The 24,584-nt window shown below is 48.3% G+C and carries 20 protein-coding genes; 8 read left to right on the forward strand and 12 right to left on the reverse strand.

Annotated features, from left to right (window positions below; genetic code table 11):
• Window positions 1–239: 239 nt before the first annotated feature.
• Window positions 240–1,364, reverse strand: coding sequence for a hypothetical protein (locus ACJ2PR_RS07600; protein WP_446867487.1), 1,125 nt, complete (start codon window positions 1,362–1,364; stop codon window positions 240–242).
• Window positions 1,365–1,838: 474 nt separating this feature from the next.
• On the opposite strand from ACJ2PR_RS07600, the gene ACJ2PR_RS07605 reads away from it, so the two are divergent.
• Window positions 1,839–2,564 carry a helix-turn-helix transcriptional regulator gene (locus tag ACJ2PR_RS07605; protein ID WP_446867486.1) on the forward strand — a complete coding sequence of 242 codons (726 nt, stop codon included), beginning with the start codon at window positions 1,839–1,841 and terminating at the stop codon, window positions 2,562–2,564.
• Window positions 2,565–2,692: 128 nt separating this feature from the next.
• A complete protein-coding gene (gene cofG, locus ACJ2PR_RS07610) occupies window positions 2,693–3,697 on the forward strand; it encodes a 7,8-didemethyl-8-hydroxy-5-deazariboflavin synthase subunit CofG (protein ID WP_446876580.1) in 1,005 nt (334 codons plus the stop codon).
• Between the two features lie 57 nt (window positions 3,698–3,754).
• Here the strand turns inward: cofG and ACJ2PR_RS07615 are convergent, their stop codons facing one another.
• The 4 genes from ACJ2PR_RS07615 to tig form a co-directional block, all read right to left on the reverse strand.
• Window positions 3,755–4,660, reverse strand: coding sequence for an alpha/beta fold hydrolase (locus ACJ2PR_RS07615; protein ID WP_446876581.1), 906 nt, complete (start codon window positions 4,658–4,660; stop codon window positions 3,755–3,757).
• Between the two features lie 76 nt (window positions 4,661–4,736).
• Window positions 4,737–6,083, reverse strand: a complete 1,347-nt coding sequence (gene clpX / locus ACJ2PR_RS07620) for an ATP-dependent protease ATP-binding subunit ClpX (RefSeq protein WP_446856360.1) — start codon at window positions 6,081–6,083, stop codon at window positions 4,737–4,739.
• A 9-nt stretch (window positions 6,084–6,092) separates the two neighbouring features.
• Window positions 6,093–6,785 carry an ATP-dependent Clp endopeptidase proteolytic subunit ClpP gene (gene clpP / locus ACJ2PR_RS07625; RefSeq protein ID WP_446876582.1) on the reverse strand — a complete coding sequence of 231 codons (693 nt, stop codon included), beginning with the start codon at window positions 6,783–6,785 and terminating at the stop codon, window positions 6,093–6,095.
• Between the two features lie 216 nt (window positions 6,786–7,001).
• Complete coding sequence (gene tig, locus ACJ2PR_RS07630) at window positions 7,002–8,459, reverse strand: trigger factor (RefSeq protein WP_446856362.1); 1,458 nt, start codon at window positions 8,457–8,459, stop codon at window positions 7,002–7,004.
• Window positions 8,460–8,901: 442 nt separating this feature from the next.
• On the opposite strand from tig, the gene ACJ2PR_RS07635 reads away from it, so the two are divergent.
• The 3 genes from ACJ2PR_RS07635 (at window position 8,902) to ACJ2PR_RS07645 (ending at window position 12,895) form a co-directional block, all read left to right on the forward strand.
• The gene (locus ACJ2PR_RS07635) at window positions 8,902–9,942 is read left to right on the forward strand and encodes an aspartate-semialdehyde dehydrogenase (protein WP_446876583.1); all 1,041 of its coding nucleotides are present in this window, start codon (window positions 8,902–8,904) and stop codon (window positions 9,940–9,942) included.
• Window positions 9,943–10,012: 70 nt separating this feature from the next.
• A complete protein-coding gene (gene dapA, locus ACJ2PR_RS07640) occupies window positions 10,013–10,897 on the forward strand; it encodes a 4-hydroxy-tetrahydrodipicolinate synthase (RefSeq protein ID WP_446876584.1) in 885 nt (294 codons plus the stop codon).
• Between the two features lie 237 nt (window positions 10,898–11,134).
• Window positions 11,135–12,895: a ribonuclease J gene (locus ACJ2PR_RS07645; RefSeq protein ID WP_446876585.1), complete on the forward strand. Its 1,761-nt coding sequence runs from the start codon at window positions 11,135–11,137 to the stop codon at window positions 12,893–12,895.
• A gap of 87 nt (window positions 12,896–12,982) precedes the next feature.
• Here ACJ2PR_RS07645 and ACJ2PR_RS07650 read toward each other — a convergent pair whose 3' ends face one another.
• The 5 genes from ACJ2PR_RS07650 to ACJ2PR_RS07670 form a co-directional block, all read right to left on the reverse strand.
• Entirely contained in the window at window positions 12,983–15,322 is a 2,340-nt protein-coding gene (locus tag ACJ2PR_RS07650) for a Tex family protein (protein ID WP_446876586.1), read from the reverse strand.
• Window positions 15,323–15,375: 53 nt separating this feature from the next.
• Window positions 15,376–16,101, reverse strand: a complete 726-nt coding sequence (locus ACJ2PR_RS07655) for a hypothetical protein (protein ID WP_446856367.1) — start codon at window positions 16,099–16,101, stop codon at window positions 15,376–15,378.
• Window positions 16,102–16,456: 355 nt separating this feature from the next.
• A complete protein-coding gene (locus tag ACJ2PR_RS07660) occupies window positions 16,457–17,377 on the reverse strand; it encodes an RluA family pseudouridine synthase (protein WP_446876587.1) in 921 nt (306 codons plus the stop codon).
• Window positions 17,378–17,390: 13 nt separating this feature from the next.
• Window positions 17,391–17,753: a Lin0512 family protein gene (locus ACJ2PR_RS07665; RefSeq protein WP_446876588.1), complete on the reverse strand. Its 363-nt coding sequence runs from the start codon at window positions 17,751–17,753 to the stop codon at window positions 17,391–17,393.
• Between the two features lie 104 nt (window positions 17,754–17,857).
• Window positions 17,858–18,757, reverse strand: a complete 900-nt coding sequence (locus ACJ2PR_RS07670; RefSeq protein ID WP_446876589.1) for a universal stress protein — start codon at window positions 18,755–18,757, stop codon at window positions 17,858–17,860.
• 353 nt (window positions 18,758–19,110) lie between these two features.
• On the opposite strand from ACJ2PR_RS07670, the gene ACJ2PR_RS07675 reads away from it, so the two are divergent.
• A complete protein-coding gene (locus ACJ2PR_RS07675) occupies window positions 19,111–20,049 on the forward strand; it encodes a CNNM domain-containing protein (protein WP_446876590.1) in 939 nt (312 codons plus the stop codon).
• 12 nt (window positions 20,050–20,061) lie between these two features.
• Window positions 20,062–20,892, forward strand: a complete 831-nt coding sequence (locus tag ACJ2PR_RS07680; protein WP_446876591.1) for a Uma2 family endonuclease — start codon at window positions 20,062–20,064, stop codon at window positions 20,890–20,892.
• On the opposite strand, the gene ACJ2PR_RS07685 is transcribed toward ACJ2PR_RS07680, so the two are convergent.
• Window positions 20,889–21,278 (reverse strand): tautomerase family protein, encoded by a 390-nt coding sequence (locus ACJ2PR_RS07685; RefSeq protein ID WP_446876592.1) that lies wholly within the window; start codon window positions 21,276–21,278, stop codon window positions 20,889–20,891. The genes ACJ2PR_RS07680 and ACJ2PR_RS07685 overlap by 4 nt on opposite strands.
• A gap of 60 nt (window positions 21,279–21,338) precedes the next feature.
• Window positions 21,339–22,667 carry a D-alanyl-D-alanine carboxypeptidase gene (locus tag ACJ2PR_RS07690; protein WP_446876593.1) on the reverse strand — a complete coding sequence of 443 codons (1,329 nt, stop codon included), beginning with the start codon at window positions 22,665–22,667 and terminating at the stop codon, window positions 21,339–21,341.
• Window positions 22,668–22,892: 225 nt separating this feature from the next.
• Here ACJ2PR_RS07690 and ACJ2PR_RS07695 point away from each other — a divergent pair, with 225 nt between their 5' ends.
• Entirely contained in the window at window positions 22,893–23,441 is a 549-nt protein-coding gene (locus ACJ2PR_RS07695) for an RNA 2'-phosphotransferase (protein ID WP_446876594.1), read from the forward strand.
• The last annotated feature ends 1,143 nt before the right edge of the window (window positions 23,442–24,584 follow it).

A 24,584-nucleotide genomic window follows, 5' to 3' on the forward strand; every position in this document is an offset into this window, starting at 1 on the left:
TCCCACAGGTTGGCGCTTTCGCGTCTCTGTAGTGTTGTCGTCATGGTGAATAATTGCAATGTGTTTGTTTGATGTAGGGCGGTTTTCCGACCCACCCTTATAGATTAGAGCAATTATTTCCTTTTGTAAAGCGTCAAATTAAGATTGCTCTCATATTTGTAATTATCTTGTACCTGACGACTTCTGATTGTTGCTCGATTCCAACGCTATCTGTCCTCTCAGCCTTCTGAATACGAGAGTTATGAAGGTTCACCGAATTTAAGATTGCTAAGAGTTTGCTTAATATCGGTACTCAGAAATCGATCGACTGCCAAATAAATCCAGGAATAAGAGCGCTGATTGTCTTGACAAATGCGATCGAACCCCAATAATCGTCTCATTTCTTCATAAATTGGATGAATCAAGAGCGAGTAGAGGTCGCAAAGTTCGGGAAAGTCAGATTGCATTCGTCTAAGCGTCACCTGAGTATCTTCTAGAAGCTTTTGGAGGGTGACGCTATTAATGAAGGGAGAATCGATCGCCCAAACCCGCAGGAAAACAGACGTGCAGCTTGCGTCCCCTGGCGGTGACATCTGAAACGGATCAATTGGGTTGTCAGTCGTGAGATAAAAACTTTTGCTGGGAGGCTGAAAGAAATTGAACTCTGACTCACTGCTAACTGGGTAAAGAATACACACCCCCACAATGTTGAGATTGTCTGAGCGACGCATCACACGCATTCCAGTAGGGTACTGCTTTGCCCATGTTCTCAAAGCTCTGGAGATTTTGGCGATCGCCGCTCCGTCTCGTACCAGTTCTCCATAGCTGCGGGCAGTGAGATTAGCCACCGGAACGGCATCAGTGCGCGGGTTAAAGTCATCCATAAACAGGTCTACAGGTTCTTCAACTTGCAGCATTGTCAACTCTGGCAGTGACCGCACTCTCAAACACAAGGTTTGTCCGTCATACTGCTTTTCTAATAGCCCCAAGGCTGCAAAGCGATCAATCATCATGCCCGCCGCGCGATCGCTTCCTCTCTCTTTGTTGCCGTAAAAGAGTTGAGACGCTTCTCGATGAGTGCAAACAATCAAGCCCTCTGGCGGGTCTAAATGAGTGAGGGGTTGAAGAATGCGCTCTCCTAGTTCTTCGCGTTGCTTGAGCAGTAGATAAGCCCAGAGTTTGACAAAATATTCGGCTCTACGTCGTGTCAGACCGCTGCGTTTTTGTAGAGTGGAACTGTAGATTTGCTGGCGGTCAATTGGGAATAGGTTGTCTAAAAATTCTGGATTCATGGAGCGGAACCACACAGGGACAAAGTGTTCAAAAAAGACCCGATCGGGTGACGCATTTTTGAGAACAATCCACTCAAAATGAAGATAATTCATTAGGAGCAGTCTCAAACTGATTGAGGTACATTCCAGGGAAGGGAGTCCAAGATGAGTCACAAAGACGAGTTAAGCGTTTTACCCTCACACCGTCCTTGTGGATTTATGGGTTTTGTAAGGTCGAAGATAAAAGCCAGAATGTCGAACGCTGAGTTTTGACATTGGTGTATCTAGCTTTGTCGCCTAGTGACTCAAGTAATTACGCAGAGCAAAGTTGCACTTCGGCAAGAAAATGAACCGATTTCTTGCTTGTAGCTCATTTACTCTCTACTGAGTGCCTATTTTATTCATTATTCAGCGCTTAAGTTTCGCTGGAGCAGATAAACCATTAAAACTTCACAACACTTCGGGTTACTTCACCTCCCTTCAGGTTCTTCTAGATTACTTCGGAACTCTGGAGTGCGCTACAGGTTACTCATTGCATCTTCGCGGTGACAAGTCGCAGAATATCCTCATGCTTTAGGATTCTGCTCTATGACAGCCCCCTTAGTTTTGATGTCGTCCAAAGTTCAGCCCGTGATGGGTGCCTGGTCGAGTTATCGTTCTCCAAGACGTAGTTCTAGTCATGCCTATGCTCGATCGGGCAAGCAAGCGAAAACAATTCCTTCAGAGAGTGGTTCGACGTTTGGTAGTCCTGGACTCAATGCCCTCTGGATTACGCTGATTGAGTCTATGCAAGATGGTGTCCTGGTAATTGCCCACAATCTGCTGCCCGTCTACACCAATATGAGAGCAAAGGAACTTTGTCAACAAATGTTGATGCCTGATGAAGAGACAGAGGCGAGTCTCCCTGGGGTGATCACCGAGGCCTGTCATCGATTGCTCAAAGAGGGTCGTGTTACGGATGAAGCCCTAATGGTTGAGTATCAGGGGCATCAAGGACAAGTCATTCGCCTCCGGGTGCGCTGGTTAACGCTTAACTCCAGCAGAAATTCTTCTGAAGAGACTGAACCATATATTTTGGTGCAGCTAGAAAACCGTCAAACGGAGCTTGAAGAAGACCTGCGAGTCGATCGTCAAAAGTATGACCTGACAGAGCGAGAAGCGGAGATTTGGATGCTGCTGCGACAAGAACACACTTATCAAGAGATTGCTGAACTGTTGCAAATTAGTTTGAATACAGTGAAGACTCACGTTAAAAATGTTTACGCAAAGCGCAGAAGTTCTCTGGGGCAAAGAAGAGTCTGGTACTCCAGATAAATTAGTCGCCAAAAGTTGTCTGCTACCCGGTTTCGTGCAATGAGCACTATGGATCAAAAAGACTCTGGACTTTGAACTTTGATCAGTTTCAGGTCTAGAGTTTTTTAATGTCTCTTAACCTGTAATGGATGAAACCTGCAATCTTTTCGAGTGACCTGCAAAGGGTTGCTCTTCCTTCTCAAGTGGTGACCTACAGCCCTGCTTACACGCTGGTTCCCACTTATGAGTGCTTTAATCGCTGTAGCTACTGTAATTTTCGCGCTGATCCGGGCACGAGTCCCTGGTTGTCTTTGACCAAAGCAGAAAAAATCCTCAAATCGCTGCAAAACGAGGTGATTGAGATTCTGGTTTTGAGTGGAGAGGTTCATCCGCAGAGTGTACGGCGATCGAGTTGGTTTCAGCACATTTATGATCTTTGCGAACTGGCGCTTTCGCTGGGGTTTCTTCCTCACACGAATGTCGGCCCTTTGAGCTTTGAAGAAATGACCCGGCTGAAATCGGTCAATGTGTCGATGGGGTTGATGCTAGAACAACTGACTCCGACATTGTTGAAAACGGTTCACCAGTCTGCGCCTAGCAAAGTGCCAGAGGTACGATCGCAGCAATTAGTCTGGGCAGGAGAGTTACAAATTCCGTTTACGACGGGTTTGCTGTTGGGAATTGGCGAGAAGGAGCGCGATCGCATTGAGAGCCTGGAAGCGATCGCCCAAATTCAACAGCGTTGGGGGCACATTCAAGAAGTGATTTTGCAGCCTTACAGTCCCGGACAGTTTGAAGCTTTTTCAAGTGAACCGTTTCAGCCCAACCAATTGCTGAAGTTGATTCAGACAGCCCGTCAGATTTTGCCTGAGTCCGTGGAGCTTCAGGTGCCGCCAAATCTAGTTCAAGATCCACAGATGCTGATTGCTTGCTTAGAGGCTGGGGCGCGGGATCTGGGCGGGATCAGTCCTTACGATGAGGTCAATCCAGATTATCCACATCCCAAAGTTCAAGAACTGACAGATGTTCTCAAGCAAGCTGGCTGGGAGTTTGTTGCTCGGCTGCCTGTCTATGCCCAGTATGATGACTGGTTACCTGCCCGATTGCGAACGATCGTCACCCACTACCGCAGCAAAGGGCGGAGTGGCGTTTGAAGTGAGCGACCTCTTGCGGGTAACTCAAAGAGATTGTTTCCAAAAATTTGAAGCCACCTAAGCTGCAACCCCTACGCCCAAAAATTCCCGAACTTTCTGTAAATAGGTGGGTGCATCTTCTAGCATCGGAAAATGAGCAGTGTTGGGAATCACAAAATATTCAATCTTGTCATTCTGAGCAGCAGCCTGACGACCCATTTCAGCGGGAATAATAATGTCGTACTGTCCAGAAACAAGTAGCGTCGGCACCCTGATTTGAGCGAACTCTTGGGGCATCACCTCGGTTGCTTTTTTGCTGACAGAGGTGAAAATCGTTCCCAAAGCCGCATTGTAGTCCGCCATCAAGAAATCATCTAAAAAGGCGCGGCTGATTTCACCAGGGAGCGAACGATGCAAAAATCGCTGCATAAACAGCCGATCCACAAAGGGCAGTTTGTATAGCCATTTGGGACGAAACTTGACGACGTAGCCTCCAAACTTGTAGAAGGCGTTGAACGCTTTTTCGTCGTATTCAAAGGTGCCACTACAGGTCAGGATAGCTCGCTCTACTCGATCAGGGTACAGGTTCAAAAAGAAAGTGGCGATCGAAGCTCCCATTGAGTGAGCGTTTAGATAAACTCGCTTCAGCCCCAACGCATCGAGTAGTCCAGCTAAATCTTTGGCATAAGTTTCTAGCTCATAACTGAGTTCTGCTGCGGTTTCGGGGGGCGTGGCAAGGGGAGATTTTTCTTGCGAACGCGACCCCTCGCGGGTAACTCGAAGAGATCGCCCAAAGCCTCGCATATCGTAAAGCAAGCAATCAAACGTATCAGAAAGGGATTTTGCAGTACTTTCCCAGTAGCGAGACGAACCACCCCAGCCATGCACAAAAACCATCACAGGCTTGCCAGAAGGAATAGAGTCCTCTGGCTGCGTAATCCATTCGTAGTAATGATTAAAACCGTTAACTAAAGCCTGTGCCATCGGAATATCTTGAGTGATGAGTGTCGAGTGTTGAGCTTTCGTTAACTGACTCAGAATTCAACACCCATCCCTGATTTTAGGCTGATTCGGGTTTGGGAAGAGAGGAAGGATGCATTAATAGTTCTGCGGTCGATCGCTTCTCCACCATTTCGCGAGTGATCAAACAGCGCGTGACATCCTTGCGAGAGGGCAACTCATACATGACATCCAGCATCAGTTCTTCGACAATACTGCGAAGGGCGCGGGCACCTGTCTTGCGACGGTAGGCCTCTTGAGCGATCGCTCTCACAGCGTCTTGCTTGAACTCAAGCTGCACATTGTCCATTTTTAACAGTTTTTGGAACTGCTTCACCAAGGCGTTACGAGGTTCTGTAAGAATTTCAGTCAAAGCATCTTCATCCAGTGGATCGACAACTGCCATAACCGGAATCCGCCCAATGAATTCTGGAATCATGCCAAATTTCACGAGATCATCGGGTTCCAAATGTTTGAGGATGTCCGCTGCCCGTTTTTCTCTAGTGCTTTGATTTTCGGTGCCGCCCTGAACGAAACCCATCGATCGTTTGCCAATTCGCTGCTCGACGGCTTTATCTAATCCTACAAAGGCACCGCCGCAGATAAATAGAATGTTGCTGGTATCAATCTGAATGCAATCTTGGTAAGGATGCTTTCGCCCACCCTGCGGAGGGACATTTGCAACCGTTCCTTCTAGCATCTTCAATAAAGCTTGTTGAACACCTTCACCGGAGACATCGCGCGTGATCGAAGGGTTTTCACTCTTACGAGCAATTTTATCGATTTCATCAATGTAGATGATGCCACGTTGAGCCTCTTCGACATCCAAATCCGCAACTTGCAGAAGGCGCAGCAGAATGTTTTCGACATCTTCACCAACGTAACCCGCCTCTGTCAGCGTTGTAGCATCTGCAACCGCAAAGGGAACGTCTAGGATTTCTGCCAGAGTTTGGGCTAGGAGCGTTTTGCCGCAGCCCGTTGGCCCAATTAATAAAATGTTAGATTTTTGCAGCTCAACTGTGTCATCAGAAGTCCCTTTACCGTTGCTCTTGGTTTGGGTAAAGCTGAGCCGCTTGTAGTGGTTGTAAACCGCCACTGACAAAACTTTTTTAGCTTCGTCTTGCCCGATCACATGCTCATCAAGATATTTCTTAATTTCCCGTGGCTTTGGAATCTGGCTTAGGGAGATATTAGCTGAACGAGTTCGACGCTTTTCGGGAGATTGCTCCTTACGCGGCACAGGCTGAGGAACTGAACTAGAGTCGAACAACTCCTCATCTAAAATTTCGTTGCACAAGTCTACACATTCATCACAAATGTAGACCCCCGGCCCAGCGATAAGCTTGCGGACTTGCTCTTGAGACTTGCCACAAAAGGAACATTTTAGATGGGAGTCGTATTTAGACATACCTGCCTCTTAACCTACGGGAACGGCGGACAAATCTGGTTTAGGGAGATTCTGCCGGGTGATCACTTGGTCGATCAATCTGTACTCTTTCGCTTCTTGAGCGGACATAAAAAAGTCACGCTCCGTGTCGGCTTCAATCCTTTCAAACGGCTGATCGGTGTGTTCAGCCAATAGTTCATTCAGCTTGCGCTTATGATAAAGGATTTCTTTTGCCTGGATCTCAATATCAACCGCTTGCCCTTGAGCACCGCCCAACGGTTGGTGAATCATGATCCGCGAACTGGGTAAGGACATCCGCTTACCTTTGGTGCCGCCAGAGAGCAGGAACGCGCCCATACTAGCAGCTAAACCAAAGCAAATGGTAACCACATCACAGCGAACCTGTTGCATCGTATCGTAGATAGCCATGCCTGCGGTTACAGAACCGCCAGGAGAGTTGATGTAAAGTTGAATGTCTTTTTCGGGATCTTCAGCTTCCAGGAAAAGCAGTTGAGCGACGATCGAGTCTGCCACTGCGTCATCTACCGGGGTTCCGAGGAAAATGATGCGCTCTCTTAGAAGGCGAGAGTAAATGTCAAACGCCCGCTCTCCGCGCCCAGATTGTTCCACAACCATCGGGACGACGTTGCTGGGGGTTTGGGATACCACGTCCAAGAAGCTCAAGTTGGTAATGGAGTAATCGGGGATTTTTGAGTCAAACATAGAGTCAGGTCGTTGCTTGAAAGCAATATGAATCAAGGGTTCTGGCGACAGTTCTTGGAGTTTTCACTTTGCGAACTGTGCTCAGGCTATGCACACATTATGCCTTAACTAATCTGAGACTGGGTTGTTCTGGCACAAAGACTTACTTTCGGTTGATCTAGCGAGGTTTGTGAAGGAATTTCAGCCTCAGACGGTAGTTTAACGCAAGATTAAGCGTCATTTTGATTCGGTTGGGGCTTCTTCGGTTTCGACGACTTCAGCTTCAACTTCTTCGGCTTCAACTTCAATCGCATCCGTTGCTGTGCCGATCGCGTCTTCGGCATCCTCATCGTCTTCAGCTTTCTTCAACGTTCCTTCGGGCACAAGCTCAACTGAATTATGCGCTTCTAGCCAGGTGAGAATCTTTTCCTTCAGCAAATCTTCAGCAACGGCTGTGCGGAGACGATCGGGATCAACATCGCGACCTTCGAGATCAGCCAAAACTTCTTTGACTCGCTCGTTAATTTCTGCCTCGGTCGTCTCGATCGCTTCTTGCTTCGCGACTTCGCCCATTGCCAGGGTGCGTTTGATGCGGTCGATCGCGTCGGGGCGAGATCGCTCCTTAAGCATCGGCAGCGTTTCTTGGTTCAACAATCGCTTGATGTCGATACCTTGTTGCTGAAGCTGCATGGCAGTTTGAGTCACCATAAACTCAACTTCTCGCTCGATCAGGGTTTCGGGTAAGTCAGCTTCAATCTGATTGAGCAGTTCGTCGAGAATGGCTTGTTCTTTATTCGATTTTGTTTTTTGCTCAACTTCTTCGCTAAAGCGTTTTTCCAGAGACTCGCGCAGGTCGGCGATCGTCTGATAGTCCCCGCCGCTAGCATCTTGAGCAAAATCATCATCTAATTCGGGTAGCTCCTTCTCCTTTAACTCTTTGAGGGTCATCGAGAAAATAGCTGGACGGCCCGCTAAGGTTTCCTGGGGGTAATCTTCGGGGAAGGTAACGGAGATTTCTTTATTTTCACCGGGGTTCATGCCAATGACACCCTCAATAAAGCCCTCGATAAACTGACCATCTTCGAGTTCTAGCTGAAAATCTTGCGCCTGACCGCCGGGAACGTCTTGCTCTCCAGCGTCTTCGCCTGCGGGAGTAAATTTCCCGTGGTAGTCAACAACCGCAGTGTCTCCCTTTTGAGCAGGGCGGCCTTCGACAGGCACCAGGGTCGCCATCTGTTTCTGATAATTGCCCAGCACTTGATCGACGCGATCGGGATCGGGCTTCACTTCTTCTGCCTGAACCGTCAGCCCTTGATATTGTTTGAGCGTCACTTCTGGCTGCACATCTACAGAGGCGGAGAACGTCAGCGGATTTCCTGGCTCATAATTGCCGATCAGATCATCAAAAGAAGATTTGAGTTGAAAGTTGCCGATCGCTTCAATCTTTTCCTGCTTGATCGCTTCTTTGAGCGCAGAATCGACGAGTTCTTCGATCGCCGCTGCCTTGATCCGAGCCGCCCCAAAGCGTTGGATTAGCACCTGACGAGGAACTTTACCTTTACGGAACCCAGGAATATTCATCGAGCGTGTGTAGTTTTGTAACACCTGCTCGTAAGCCTTTTTGGACATCTCCGACGGGATTTCGATCTCCAGACCAATTTGGCTGGCGGGGAGTTTTTCCTGGGTAACTTTCATTGGCGTATGAGTTGCAAACGATATATTTTTGATTCAGCAAGTTTGGCGGTGGTCAGACGATCGTAGCGAACTCTGTTTAGAATTGCTCTCGAATATTTCTGTCTGAGCAGCACCCTAATCTCAGGCGACAACTCCTCGTATCCCGAATTCTCCCAAACGATTGGGCATCGTTGACGCGACCGCAGTAAGCTATACTAACCGATCCTTGTGGCACCTGAGTCGATCGTTTGGTTGAATCTTAAAATTCAGGTCATCTGCGATAATTATGAAAACCTAGATCAGAACATTTAATTTCAACGATTGCTTCAAGCAAATTTACACAAATCTTGCTGCAAATTAATAGAGAACGCGATAGTCTCTAGGTGAATTTAGGTTTTATTGTTAAAGATCTTCTTCAGTCTATTCAAAACTTCTATTTCTGTGGGTTTGGAGGAAACTAATTTTGGGTCAATCCTATCGAGTTGCGATTTTAGGAGCGACCGGTGCCGTGGGTGCCGAGTTGTTGGAACTGTTAGAGAGCCGTGACTTTCCGGTTTCAGACTTAAAGCTGCTGGCCTCTGAGCGATCAGCAGGAAGTCTACTGCCCTTTCGCGGTGAGAAGCTGACGGTCGAGGCCGTGACAGCCAAATCCTTTCAAAATGTTGACCTTGTGCTTGCGTCGGTGGGGGCTTCGATCTCTAGAGCCTGGGTAGAAACGGCGATCGCGTCTGGTGCTGTGATGATTGACAATTCCAGCGCCTTCCGGATGGATGAAACTGTGCCGCTGATTGTGCCCGAAGTCAATCCCCAAGCGGCCGCAACCCATCAAGGCATCATTGCAAACCCTAATTGCACCACGATTTTGATGTCGGTGGCGATCTATCCTTTGCATCAGGTGCAGCCAATTCAGCGGATTGTAGCAGCTACTTATCAATCGGCGAGTGGCGCGGGGGCTAGAGCAATGGAGGAGGTCAAAACCCAGGCTCAGGCGATTCTGAATGGACAAGAACCAAAAGCTGAATTGTTTCCGTATCCCTTGGCGTTCAATTTATTTCCGCACAATTCCAAGCTTAACGAGCAAGGATACTGCGAAGAAGAAATGAAAATGGTGAATGAGACGCGCAAGATCCTTGGAGAAGACTCGCTGAGAATTACGGCAACTTGTATACGGGTTCCCGTCTTACGTGCCCACTCTGAAGCGATTAACCTAGAGTTTGAGCGTCCATTTAGTGTCAGTCAGGCTAGAGAAATTTTGAGTCAGGCACCCGGAGTCAAACTGGTCGAAGATTGGCAGGCAAATTATTTCCCGATGCCGATCGATGCCAGCGGCCAAGATGACGTTCTGGTTGGTCGCATTCGCCAAGATCTCTCTAATCCTAACGGGTTAGAACTGTGGCTCTGTGGTGACCAAATTCGCAAAGGTGCGGCCCTCAATGCCATTCAGATTGCAGAGCTATTAATTGAGCGAAATCTGTTGAAACCTGCATTAGTCGCCAGAACTTAAGACAGAGGCGCAAACGGTGAGTCATAGAAGCTAATTTAGAACGTGATAAAAGGAGTGTTGAGAGCGTGTGGTGAATTTTGGACGTGTTCTAACCGCAATGATTACGCCATTCAGTGAGAATGGTGAACAGGTTAACTACGCTGTGGCAGAAAAGCTGGCGGTGCATTTGGCTGAGAATGGAACCGATACTCTAGTGGTCTGTGGAACGACTGGAGAGTCGCCAACCCTCACCTGGGACGAAGAATTTGAGCTATTCCAGGTGGTCAAAAAGGCCGTAGCTGGGAAAGCTAAAGTCATGGCGGGAACCGGATCAAATTCGACTAAAGAAGCGATCGCAGCCACCCAAAAAGCCGCTAAAATGGGGCTAGATGGGAGTTTGCAAGTTGTTCCTTACTACAATAAGCCACCCCAGTCAGGACTCTATCACCACTTTAGAGCGATCGCGCAAGCTTCACCCGATTTGCCGATTATGCTCTACAATGTTCCTGGACGTACAAGCCAAAATCTTTTGCCGGAGACAGTTGCGCGTCTTGCGGAGATTCCTAACATCGTCGCCGTTAAAGAAGCAAGCGGTAATTTGGATCAGGCAAGTCAAATTAGGCAGTTGACACCTTCTGAATTTGCGATTTACTCTGGAGACGACTCATTGACACTGCCATTAATGGCGATCGGGGGCAAAGGTGTTGTGAGTGTGGCAAGTCACTTGGTCGGCTCTCAACTTCAGCAAATGATCCAGGCATTTGAAAGCGGTCAAGTGCAAGCGGCAACTCAAATCCATCTCAAGCTTTTCCCTTTGTTTAAAGCACTTTTTCTGACAACCAATCCGATTCTCGTTAAGACAGCCCTAAAAATCCAAGGTTGGGATGTGGGTTCTCTACGCCTGCCGCTCTGCGACTCGGATGAAACGGCTCGGATAGCGCTCAAAAACGTTATGGATGAACTTGCTCTGCTGTGAGACAAGTATCCAACAGGTTTCTAGACAACTGAATACCTCAAGTAAATCCTTCGATCAACGTTCTGCGATCGTCTGTTTCTCCTAGTTTCTTCTATAAAGATGAATCTCTATGTACGGATAACAAACTTCCAATGCCTTCTGACTCTTAAGTGAGCCACACAGCCTTTCAACAAGTACAAATTACCCTTCAAACCATTGAAAACTGAACTTCCTAAACTATCCGATTCAAGGACGCAAATGACCCAAAGTAACGGTTCTGATACGCTTAAAATTATTCCGCTGGGTGGACTACACGAAATTGGTAAGAACACCTGTGTCTTCGAGTATGGCGACGAGATTGTGTTGCTAGATGCAGGTCTGGCGTTTCCCACCGATGGAATGCACGGCGTGAATATCGTGCTGCCTGACACGACTTATCTGCGCGACAATCGCCACAAAATCAAGGGCATGATTGTCACCCACGGACACGAAGACCATATTGGCGGCATTCCCTTTCACCTCAAGCAGTTTGACATTCCGGTGATGTATGGCCCGCGTCTGGCGATGGCCCTTCTCGAAGGCAAACTGGAAGAAGCAGGGGTCGCCGATCGCACCGAGATCCGCACCGTTCGCCCCCGCGACATTGTGAGAATTGGCTCTTATTTCTTTGTTGAGTTTATTCGCAATACGCACTCGATCGCCGATAGTTTCACCGTTGCCATTCATACTCCGGTTGGGATTGTCATTCACACAGGCGACTTTAAGTTTGATCACACGCCAGTTGACGGTGAATACTTTGACTTTCAAAAGCTGGCAGAGTATGGCGAGAAAGGCGTTCACTGTCTGATCAGCGACTCGACCAATTCTGAAGTTCCGGGCTTTACGCCATCTGAGCGGGCGGTTTTCCCAAATCTCGATCGCATTTTTGGTCAGGCTCAAGGACGCTTGCTGGTGACCACTTTTGCCTCTTCCGTTCATCGAATCAATATGATTTTGGAATTGGCGAAGAAGCACAATCGCGTCGTGTCGGTGATTGGTCGATCGATGCTCAACTTGATTGCTCACGCTCGAAATTTGGGCTACATCAAATGTGAAGATGATTTGCTGCAACCGTTGCACATGACGCACAAGCTGCCCGACGAGAGCGTTCTGATTCTCACAACTGGATCGCAGGGTGAGCCGATGTCTGCCATGACACGCATTGCTAACGGTGAACATCGTCAAGTTAAGGTGCGGAAGGGTGACACAGTTGTGTTTTCTGCCAATCCGATTCCGGGCAATACGATCGCCGTTGTGAATACGATCGACAAGCTGATGATTCAGGGTGCCAAGGTGGTTTATGGCAAAGAACAAGGAATTCACGTTTCGGGTCATGGCGCTCAAGAAGACCAGAAGCTGATGTTGTCTCTGACTCGTCCTAAGTTCTTTTTGCCCGTTCACGGTGAGCATCGGATGTTGGTGAAGCACTCGCAGACGGCTCAGAGTATGGGCATCCCGGCTGAGAATATGGTGATCATCAACAATGGCGACGTGGTTGAACTAACCAAAGACTCGATCGGCATTGGTGGCAAAGTGCCTTCAGGGATTGAGCTAGTAGATACTTCTCGCTCTGGGATGGTCAACCAGAAGGTTCTCAAAGAGCGGCAGCATTTAGCAGGAGATGGCATCGTCACCGTTGCGTCTACTGTCACTTCAGAAGGTCGTTTGTTTACTAAGCCAGAAGTGCATTTAAGTGGGGTCGTGACGACGATCGAACGGTCTGTTTTGCAAGACAAAGTGGAAGGTGCGATTGAGGCAACCTTGCGCGATCGCTGGTCTGAGTTTGCTCGTGATCTAGACGGTCAGCTTGAAGTGGACTGGACAGGTTTGCAGGTGCAGATTGAGCGTGAGATTCAGAGATTGCTGAGACGAGAATTGCAGAGTAATCCGCTGTTGGTGTTCTTGATGCAGAATCCTGAACCTGCGATCGTCAAGTCTGCACCCACTCGTCAGAGAGCCGCCACTAGAGTTGCTTCCTAGTCTGATGTCAGGCTGGTTCGACTTGATTTAATGAATTTACTGCCCTGATCGTCATTGTGACCTTGAGGGCAGTTTTTTGTGTGAACTCTAGCGTTTCTTGCCAAACTTCGATCGTAGATCGTCCAGCGTTGGTGCTTTATTCTCAGACTGAGTTTGTTTCGGTTGAACTTCTGATTTTTGTTTGGGTTGAACTTCTGATTTACGAGGCTGAATTTCCGGTTTGCGTTCTGGTGGTCGTCCTTGTGGCCGTTCTTGTGTCCGGGTGGGTTGGCTATCTGTGCGATCGGGTGATTTCATCGATAGACTGATACGCTTCAGTTTTTCGTTAACTTCTAATACGCGCACTTTGACGACTTGACCGACTTTGACGATTTGTTTGGGGTCGCTGACGAAGCGATCGGACAATTGTGAGACGTGAATTAAGCCATCCTGGTGAACGCCCACATCGACAAAAGCACCAAAATTTGCAACATTGGTGACAACGCCTTCCAATTCCATGCCGACTTGTAGATCGGAGATTTCTTTAATTCCTGCTTTGAAGGTGGCGTATTTGAATTCGGCGCGGGGGTCACGTCCCGGTTTTTCTAGTTCGCTGATGATGTCGCGTAGCGTGGGTTCTCCGATCGCCTCCGTCACGTATTTCTTTAAGTTTGTTTTGAGCCGATCGGCAATCTCGCTGGTTTGAACTAAAGGAACTGAGAAATCTTTGGCGATCGCTTCAACCACACTGTAACTTTCGGGGTGGACGGCGGTATTGTCGAGCGGATTTTTACCATCGCGAATTCTCAGAAATCCTGCCGCTTGCTCAAAGGTTTTAGCACCCAGTTTGGGGACTTTGAGTAACGACTTGCGATCGCGAAAAGCACCGTTCTCATTTCGATACGCGACAATGTTATTAGCAATGGTGGGACTAATACCAGAAACAAAGGTGAGTAATTCTTTAGACGCAGTATTGAGATCGACTCCGACATAGTTAACGCAACTCTCAACCGTCTCATCCAGCTTCTTTTTCAGCAGTTTTTGATCGACATCATGCTGGTATTGTCCAACGCCGATCGATTTGGGATCAATCTTTACCAATTCTGCCAGCGGATCTTGTAAACGTCGCCCAATACTAATCGCCCCTCTCACCGTCACATCCAGCTCCGGAAATTCTGAAATCGCGACGTTGCTGGCTGAGTAAATTGACGCTCCCGATTCATTTACGATTACGGTAATCGGCTTTTTCTCTAGCGTTGCTAAAACTTCGGCGACGAATTCATCGGTTTCTCGGCTGGCGGTGCCGTTTCCGATCGCAATCAGTTCGATCTGATGCTTGGTCAGCAGTTCTTTGAGCGTTTCGGCGGCTTGTCGGCGCTGTCCCTGCCCTGTGTGTGGAAAGATTGCCTGATATTGCAAAAACTTCCCAGTTTGATCTAAGACAGCGACTTTGCAACCTGTGCGAAATCCTGGATCGAGTGCCAATGTTGGCTTCATTCCCGCTGGGGCAGACAACAACAATTCGCGCAGATTTGACTCAAAGGTTTTGATCGACTCAATATCAGCTTCTGTCTTTTTCTCGGCTCGAACTTCACTCGTTAAAGACGTTTTCATCAATCGATTGAAAGCATCTTTGAGCATTGAGCGATAAAAATCTCGCACCGATTTCGCCTTTGTGCGGATCTCTTGAGATTCTAGATAGCTGAAGACTGCATCCTCATCAAAATCCAAATCAACATTGAGAATTCCTTCCGTTTCTCCCCGACAAAGTGCCAGCAGATTATGAGGCGCGATCGCTTTCACCTTCGCCTGAAAGTTGCGATACATCTCAAACTTTGTTGAGCCTTCGGGATGATCGTCTTTGATGCGCGATCGAAACACTCCATCTAACAACAATTCTCTCAGATAAGCCCGAAGCTCCGCCTTTTCAGACACTTCTTCTGCCAAAATATCAGCGGCACCTTTCAAAGCGTCTTCAGTCGTTTTAACGCCCTTTTCTTCGTCTAAATACTTTTCCGCTTCTGTCTCAAATGACCCTGACGCAACTGGTTGATTCAGCGATTTGATGAATTCTGCTAATCCACCTAACCCTTTTTCTTTGGCGATCGTTGCCCTCGTGCGGCGCTTCGGACGAAACGGTAGATACAGATCTTCTAGCTCATTTTTTTGCAAGCAATTCTCAATCTTTAGCTTTAACTCATTGGTGAGTTTGCCCTGAGTTTCAATCGAGTCAAGAATGCTCTTTTTGCGATCTTCTAGCTCAGTTAAATAGGTGAAGCGATCGCTCAAATCTCGTAGCTGCACCTCGTCCATTTCGCCCGTTCGCTCTTTGCGATATCGCGCAATAAACGGAACCGTTGCCCCTTCTGCAAACAATTCCAGTGCACTCTTAATCTGAACAGGACGCAGAGAAAGTTCTTCTGCCAAAAGTTGCGAAATATTCAACATGCGCGATCGAAAAAATGAACGAAGTGCAAACTAGCTCAAGCAAACTAGCTCAATCAATATAGCGCTGGAACTGGCTGATTGGTAGACGCAGGCGCAGTCGTTGAAGAGTCGGGCGCTGTGGTTGAAGGGGTAGGCGTTGTGGTTGAAGGGGTGGGCGTAATCGGGGCCGGAGACTCCGTAGAATTGGGAACAACAGGAGTTGGGACAGGTGAAGATGCACCCGGAATTTCAGCACCCGCCGGGATAAAGGTCGGCAACACATCAGAGGGACGATCGCTGGCATTGAGACAGGTATTGATCGCTTCTTTGCCTGCCACTTTAAGCTGACGATTTAGCCCCACGACACATTCGGCATAGCGCTCAGGCAGCAAACTCCGGCGACAGCTATCTAGCACATCCACGACGGCAGCATCCGAGGCTTGTTGACGAATTCTCACGACGCAGTTTCCGGCTTCGACGGGGCGACGCACCTGACGACAGACCGACAGCGCATCCGTTCCGGCAATTTTGTTGTTGGCAATCCGCACGACACAAGTTCCGAGATCTCTGGGGCGCAACGCTTGAGCGCAAGCACTGGCTGCATCAGCCGTCGAAATTTTAGCCCCCGCCAAATCGCGCGAACAGACTAGATAGGGATTGGGCTGATTGCTAAAAATGCCTCCAAATATTTCGGCTTTGGCTGGCGCAATGGGAAGGGCGATCGCCAACAAGCTAACCGTGACCAGGGGTGCTACAGACCCGCGCATTTTTCTAGACCGCATCACATTCCAAATTTGCATCTGTTGAGTCCTCGATCGAGGGTTGAGAGAGAGCTTTTGAGGAAATTGTGGCATGGAAACGGGCAAGATGGCGATGACTTTACGTTTTGGGGCAAATTGGAAGGCGCGATCGACCCAAGACTAGAAGTTCTGGTAAGGGCTAAAGTGTTGAGTCAGGCTTTAATCCCTATCCCCATTCTTTCTTGGCATTGCTGAATGCAAGTATGAATTGCCCTCCTCACGAAGCTATCCATCACGCAAAAGTGTGTAGAAGGATTGCTGTGAAGGAGATGTGGGGTTTATTTGTGTCAGACTGAGAAAACTACTATTCAGAAGGCGCGCAACTGGCGACTCATGCCTAAGCCCTGTCTGCGTTCTACCAACTTCTGCCTAATGGATAGAGAATTGATGGGGGCGGTTTTGCGGTGATCTGTTGCAAATTCCCTGTGGCGGGATGCGTGAATTGGATCTGATGAGCGTGGAGAAAATAGCCACAGTCGCCTGGGACAGAAGTCTGGTCGATCGCCTCGCCGCCCACTCCATACAAGGGATCGCCCCAAAGCGGATAGCCTGCCATCGCCAGATGAATCCGAATCTGATGCGGCCGCCCTGTGGGAATCGTCACCGCCAACAAACTGGCTCCTGGAATGCGATCGCGCTGCAATACCTGACAGTGACTGATTGCCGATTTCCCAGTTGCCGTCGCTGCGTAGAGATAGCCGAGCGTGGGATGAGAAACTTTGCCGATCGGTTGGGTGATGGTGAAGCGATCGGGCATTTCGTTTCCTGTAGCCAGGGCGCGATAGAGTTTGTGAATCTTCCCGTTGCGAAAATCTCGTGACAGTTTAGATTTAGCCGCCTCCGTTTTTGCCAACAGCATTATGCCAGACGTGCCTCGTCCCAATCGATGCAGAGGACTGGGCGGATCAGCATAGTGACGCTTTAACCAACCCCAAAGCGTGTTTTCTAGAAAGCCACCTCCCGGCAATACAGGTAGTCCAGAAGGTTTGTGTAAAATCAGCAGTTCTGCATCTTCATAGAGAATGTCCAGATCCATTGGTACGTCAGGTTCTACCCAGGGTGGACGGTGGTAAGCCAGATGTTGCCCAGATTTGAGAAGCGTGTCACCTTCTGTAATCACATTTCCATTGACAGATACGAGTCCAGACTGAATACGATCCCTCCATTCTTGTCGTGAGGAATGTGTGTAATGCGTTACATAATAGTTCAGAATTGTAATGTTATTCGCATTCTGAGAAACTTGTTCTGAGTAGATCCAGCCTTGATTGATCGCCATTCTCAATAGTGTTCTAAGTCTCGATTAAAACAGTGACAGACGCGATCGCAACCAGCATTTCATCATTTTTGTCGTTAAATTCAGAAATCGCCCGTCCTTGCACCACCATTCCGCCTGCCTCCACGGTCAAAGTTTTGCGTCCAAACGGCAATACAGACAGCACTTCCGCCTCGCGCACCTGATCGGGATAAGGCACAGCAATTTGCACTTCGACAATCATCTCATCGGGGTGGCTCAAGCCCGCCACTTCCCACACGCCCGGTAGCGCATTGTGAGCAATTGCATTTCTCACCGCACGAGCCGCCGCGACCGTAGGTTCTTGACCATGTTGATCGACCCCCATTCCCATCTCAATAATCAACCGTTTTCGAGCCATCGCTTGTTCACAATTTCACATCTTTTGCTATTAGGAATAAACGAGGAATGTTGCCATCCCTAAATTAAGTGAAGCAACTTCTTCATCCCTCATCCCTCATCCCTTCAGCGCTTTGGCGGAAAATACAAAACCGGATGCCAGCTTCGTCGCATAATTTCGCCTGCAAAACTGGGCGTAGACCATTCCAAAAGTTTGCCTAAATTGTCAGAAGAAAGCGCGATCGTACTCACATCTGATTCCTGAGCGACGGTCAAAACTTCCACGATCGGGCTGCCTCTTCTCACATCGATAGTGACGGTCAAACCTTGATTAACTAGCTGATCGCGAACGGGTTCGATCGTGTCACAGACGATTTTTTGCTGTTCTGCTTCAGATAGCTCCGATCGTCCCCCTTCCTGGGCAACCCAGCTTAACAAAATCTTTTCTAACGACTTGTCTGCTTGAGAAGAAACTTCTTGAATCGGACGTTTTTGAGCCAACTCTTTAATCTTCTCAACGGTATATCGCGCTGCATTACTATTATCAAAAGGCAGCAACAATGTGCGAAACAAATGCCGACAGCGCAGGTTTAATTCTTCAGAAGTATAAGTCGAAATCAACTGAGGCCGCAGCGTTAACAAAGGAATATTGGTGCGTTGGGCCAAGCCCATTGTGGTGCTACCAAATAGCTTTTCGGTGAGCAACGTGCGGCTGGGAGTGCCCAAAATAATTACGTCTGACTGATACCGCTCCGCCGTTTTGAGAATGGACTCGATCGCTCGTCCTGACTCCACCTCAACCTTAACTTCAGTCCCCGCTGGAATCTGATTGAGGGCGGCAGAGAGTTTGGACTTAGCGCGATCGACTCGTTCTGCATTGACGCGAGGAATATTACTTTCTTCAAGAGGGACAATATGCAAAAACACAATCTGGGACATGCCACCCGCCACCAGGCTTGGTACAAAATCAACCAGACGCTGCAAACCGTCAGAAAAATCGGTACAAATCAGAGGTCGTTGAAACATAACCTGAAGTCGAGGTGAAACTTCTCCCTCACAGTAGCATTGTGCGACGTTTGCAGTCAGGACTTCTACACAACACTTTCAACCGCTCCAGACAGCAATTTACCTCCCGAATTCAACACTGCATTATCAAACTTACTATCAAACAGAGAACTAGAGATACAGCCAATTCTAATTTTCCTTTCCTCCCTCCTCCCTCCTCCCTCCTCCCTCCTCCCTCCTCGCAAAGCAGAACGAAGTTCTCCCTCCTCCCCCATTTCTGATTTGTTTCTGCGGATACAAGTTCAGGCGCTCACCTATTCACTAGACTGAGAATAACGATCGGTATCCGCCTATACGACCAGGAGATTTCAATCTTGACTAGCCTGCAAACCTTTGAACTTGAAACAGCAGAAACGCTTGTGCGGCTCTCGATTTTGCTGCTTTTGGTGATTATTGTTGCCTTGTTTGTCGCCGCTGAACTGGCGATCGTCTCTGCCTCCAAAAGCGAAATTTATCAGCTATCCCAAAAAGCAGACGATCCGAGAACCAGCAAAGCGGCTCAACGAGTTCATTATGCTCAAACCAACCTGGAAAAATACTTGTCTGTCACCCAAACCGGAGTCACAGCAGGCAGTTTGCTTTTGGGGTGGCTTGGAGAAGGGGCAACGGTGCATTGGATTGAGCCGTGGATTAGTCGCATTCCGATCGCTCATCTGCCTGTCATGATCACGTCTCATACGATCGCGGCGACGATCGCGTTTTTGCTCGTGACGTATGTTGAGATTGTGCTGGGCGAACTGGTTCCTAAAGTGTTGGCGGCCCATGCGCCCGAAAAAACGGCTCTGTTGCTGATTGGGCCGCTTCAGATCTGCTCCTATCTGTTTTATCCTGCGCTGGTGGTTTTGAATGGGACGGTGAAGTTGCTGACGGGCTGGTGGTTCGATCGCGAAAATGCCAAGCCGATTTTGCCTGCCTCAGACACGCCTTTGGTCTCCAATGATGCTCACTCAGTTTTTGTGGCGGGCGCGTTAGATTTGCACAGTTTGAATGAAAAATTGGGTCTAAATATTCCCGTTCAAAATACGCACAGTACGCTGGCAGGCTTTATGATTCACCATTTGGGACGGATGCCTGTGGAGGGCGATCGCTTTCAGTGGGGCGAGTTGGAGTTTGAAGCCGTCTCCATTCAAGAAAACCGGGTCGAAACGATTTTGCTGCGTCAAGTCACTCGTCCGTTTGGCGATCTCAAGCTTCAGATTCCCGTCAGATCAGAAGTTCTAACTCCGAGTACGCTAGAAGATATTCCCGCTTAGGAGGCGAATGTGATGGCTCTGACTGCCCAACAATTGGATGATCTGATGCCTGATGCGACTCAGCTTGACAGTGACGAACCAGAGATGGAAACTTCTGCACATTACGATCAGCTTGCTCTCTTGGTGACTTGTTTAGAATGGCTGTGGCGTGACCGCGACGACTTCTTTATCGGTGCCAATTTAACCCTCTATTTCAGTCGTCAACAGCTTAAAAATCGAGACTTTCGCGGCCCTGATTTCTTCTTAGTTCAGCAAACTCAAAACCATCCCCGGCGATCGTGGGTAGTCTGGGAAGAAGACGGTCGATATCCTGATTTAATTATTGAATTACTGTCTGATGAAACTGCAAACGTCGATCGTGGACTCAAGAAAAATCTCTACCAAGATCGCTTCCGAACCCATGAATATTTTTGGTTTTCACCGGATAGTTTAGAGTTTGCTGGCTTTCGATTGGTCAGTCAACACTATCAACCGATTTCGCCCAACGATCAGGGATTACTTTGGAGTGAAGCGCTTGGACTTTATCTAGGAATTCACGATCGCCAGTTACGTTATTTCACCCCTCAAGGTGATCTTGCTCTCACTGCTGGCGAAGCGGCGATCGCTGCTGTACAAGAGGCTCAAACTGTTCAACGACAAGCACAAGAACAGATACGAGAGGCTGAACAACAAGCTCAAGAAGCCCAACAGCAAGCTCAAGAACAGATACGAGAGGCTGAACAACAAGCTCAAGAAGCCCAACAGCAAGCTCAAGAAGCCCAACGTCGAGCAGAACGACTAGAAGCCCAACTACGATCTCTTCGAGTTACCCGCAAGGGGTCGCTCAACATCGATCCAGACTAAAGTTCTACCGTGTAATTTAACGCTAACTCATCACCTGTTTTGCCTCGAATTCCCCAGTTGTGTTTCGGCGTTTCTGTGAGGGTGATTTCGACATCGATCGGGTCAATTTTGACTTGGCTTGAGAGACGATCAAACAACAGATGAATCAGCTTTTTCTTAGTTTCAACGGTGCGCCCTTCAAACAGACTGATTTCGATCACAATATGCTGATGAGTTCGAGTTGAAAAATAGATGAAATCTTCTGGTTTCAGCAAGATAAATCGATGCGCTCTTTTCTCTACTGAAAATGCCAACGCCTCCACTACACAAGAATGAATCGCATCAGAAATCAAAGTCCGATTTTGACTGAGAAAGTCTGAACTTCCATAAATTTTGATTTGTGCCATCGTTCTCAACTCACTACATTCTTAACTCAATAATGTTAGTCAGCCCGTCAATTCATAACGCTAATTAACCGCCTCACTCAGCGAAGTTTGGGTCGATCGCTCCCCATTGGCCGATAGCTCTGCGGGCGAAGATTGCACCGTTCCCCATTGGCGCATTAGGGTTTGTAAAATCGTCTCTTGCTGCGATCGAAATCCTTCTAAATTTGCGCCGCCGCCATTCATAATTACAAACCAGACAACGCCCTGTTTTTGGGTTGGTAAGGCACCCGCCAACGCACTCACCTCATTGAGACTGCCCGATTTTGTCACTGCCAACGCAGGCAGCTTACGCTCGTCGAGAATGCCTGTATCTTTGCCTACGATCGTGAAAATATCTGCAACCGTCAGCTTCACGGGTTGGAGTGAGCGATCGATTGCCAAAAACATCGCACAAACAGCACGCGGAGAAATCCGATTTTCAACCGCTAGACCAGATCCGTTGACCAGCAAAATTTCACTTTGAGAAACGCCAGCCGCTTCAGCCGCCTTCGAGGCCACAACGTTTGCCCCCCCAACCGAACTAGCGATGATCTCCGCCATCAGATTATTGCTATAGCGATTCATTTTTTTGAGCAACTCAGCCAACGGCAGCGATCGATGACGCGCCAGCGGTTTTGTATTAGCGGGCACCGAGGATGCCACTTTGACCGAGCCAGCGATCGCGACTTGAGGGCGAGGCGTACCAGGAGGCAGGGTTTGATATTGAGTTTGCGCGTCTGCTGACCAACTTTGGGCGTTGATTCCTTCTTTGAGCAGGGCACCTGACTTTTGCGGGTCTAACTCATAGTTCATATAAAATCCGTTCACGACGATGAGATTGCCCGTAACTCGTCGGATTTGCAGCTTGTTGAGCAGATTGCCCACCGCGATCGCTTCTTCCCATACAAAAAACGGATCTTGCCCGCCCTGCACAATCAGATCGCCTTTGAGAATGCCATTCTCGATCGTGCCTGTGGTGCCAATCTGTGTTTCAAATCGGTGGTCGGGGCCAAAGGTTTGTAGAGCCGCTAAAGAAGTCGCAACCTTGGTCAAAGAAGCCGCCGGGAGCGGTGTGGTGCCTTGATGATTGGCCAACAAAGTGCTGCCTGACTGCATCCAAACGCCGTGAGATTTTGCTGAAAAGCCTTGGGTAGTGAGCTTGCTCAGATATTGCTCAATGGCCTTGCTGGTCTGAGGATCGGGCGCTGTTGTGGGAGCGATCGTCAACGAGGGTAAAGGCTGCTGGCTGTCCGCTGGAGAAGAAACCGGGGTCGGTAACTCAGAAGCAGATTTAGACGATTCCGCAACAGAACAGCCCACCGTGGTCAGCAGCAGTCCCAAAAGCATGGCGAAAGAACGAGAATTTGACATAGCGGTTTTTTTCTGACAATAAGGGGCATCGCCACAACATCAACATTGTGCAACGCTTCTTTGACTATGTTAGGCGGTCGTTTGTACTATTTTGTACTAATTGGATCAGTTTGCTCGATCTCAGAAGCTAATGAACTCTGGTGATCTTACACGCTGGATTGGGATGCAATTTGTAGTTGTTTGTAGTATAAATGTAGTCAGAACGATCGCTCCCCACTCTGGACAATGGAAAACTCACGCCTGGTTAAAGTCAGCAAATATCTCAGCAAACATCTGCGTCACCAGCCAGAACGACTTGGCTTAACCTTGATGCCGGGGGGATGGGTGACGATCGCCGATCTTCTCTCAGCCTGCACCGTCCATCAGTTTCCGATCGCTCTGACTGAGTTGCAAGAAGTGGTCGCCAAAAGTGACAAGCAGCGATTTGCGATCGATCCTACAGGTACGCTGATTCGAGCCAACCAGGGGCACAGTGTCGCCGTCGATTTGCAGCTAGAACCTCAGTTTCCGCCAGACGTGCTGTATCACGGGACAGGCGCACCGTTAGAGGAAGCGATCGTGCGATCGGGATTACTCAAAATGGCCCGCCATCACGTTCACCTTTCCTCAGATCTCGAAACTGCTCGCAAAGTCGGTAGTCGAAAGGGTCGCCCGATTATTTTTGTAGTTGATGCGGCGAGAATGCAGGCGGCAAACTTTACTTTCTACTGTTCTGAGAATGACGTGTGGCTGGTGGATTTTGTGCCTCCAGAGTTTTTAGTGCTGCAAAAGTGAGCTAGCCAGGTGACGATCGGGACTTGTTGATCATCAGACGGGATGCGGGTTTTGGTGAGGTGATTGGGGTGAGCGATCGTAGAAGTTAGGCTGAAATGAGCTTTTGTTTAAGTGTGTGCATTGAGTGATTTCATGTGATCTTAAAGCATTCTACGGTGAGTTGGATTTATTTCTTCAAACGGGATGCTTTTTATAGTCTATGAAGTATGGAAACTGCTGTCTTTTGTTTTCTAAGGATTAGTTCTAAGCATTAGCTGGTAGATTCCAGATCGATTAAGTGATTCAATCACGAGTGTTTGGCTCAATCACTTTTCTAAGTGTTTCATAACCGAATCTAGGATGAGTGAATCTGTAAAATTTTGCTCATCCTACGATCGTTCTATCGTTGTACTAAGGATCGTGGATTAAATAACTTCGAAATTTCACCCTCACCCTAGCCCTCTCCCCAAGGAGAGGGAACCGCAGAACCATACCCCCCGGCCTTGAGCTTTGAAAAATTGCTGGGCGATCTCTGCAAGGCGGTCAGCGAGATTCGAGATCCCTGTCAAGTGAGCAACGCGACACGCTACTGATTGAGCGACGTGATGCTCGGAGCGTTTTCAGTGTTCTTGATGCAATGCGAATCGTTTCTAGTGACCCTACTGCGAGAATCCGATGGGAAAGTGCTGTACTCTAATGCCTTTGTCACCAATCACGACCTTACTGCCGAAACCGTACCGCAAGTCGTCAGTGTCGGGAGAAGTCGGTGGAAAACCGAGAATGAAAATCACCCTGTCCTCAAGGCCAAGGGCGATCATCTGGAACATACTCCTCTACTATCACTCCAGACGAAGCAAAATTACTCAAAAACGATGTAACTCTTTCTCAGTGAACGTTTTAGCATTCACAATTTGTTTCTGTTCCTTCAAGAGAGTAGTAAATGCAGTGCAAATGCTAGACAGCTTGCTGGAGAGGCTTTTCAGCATTTAGAGGGCTGTTTACTTCGCCCAAAGTGATTCAAGAGGGGTATCTGACAACCTATCCACAAATCCTCGGTGATTCTGCAAGATTAATCCTGATCTTGTTTAAAATTGAAGAAGTTAGGTTTAGAGATGAAAATATTTGCAAAGGGGCTGAGAATCAATATCTATATCAGAATCTATA

The organism is Phormidesmis sp. 146-33 (assembly GCF_052939515.1).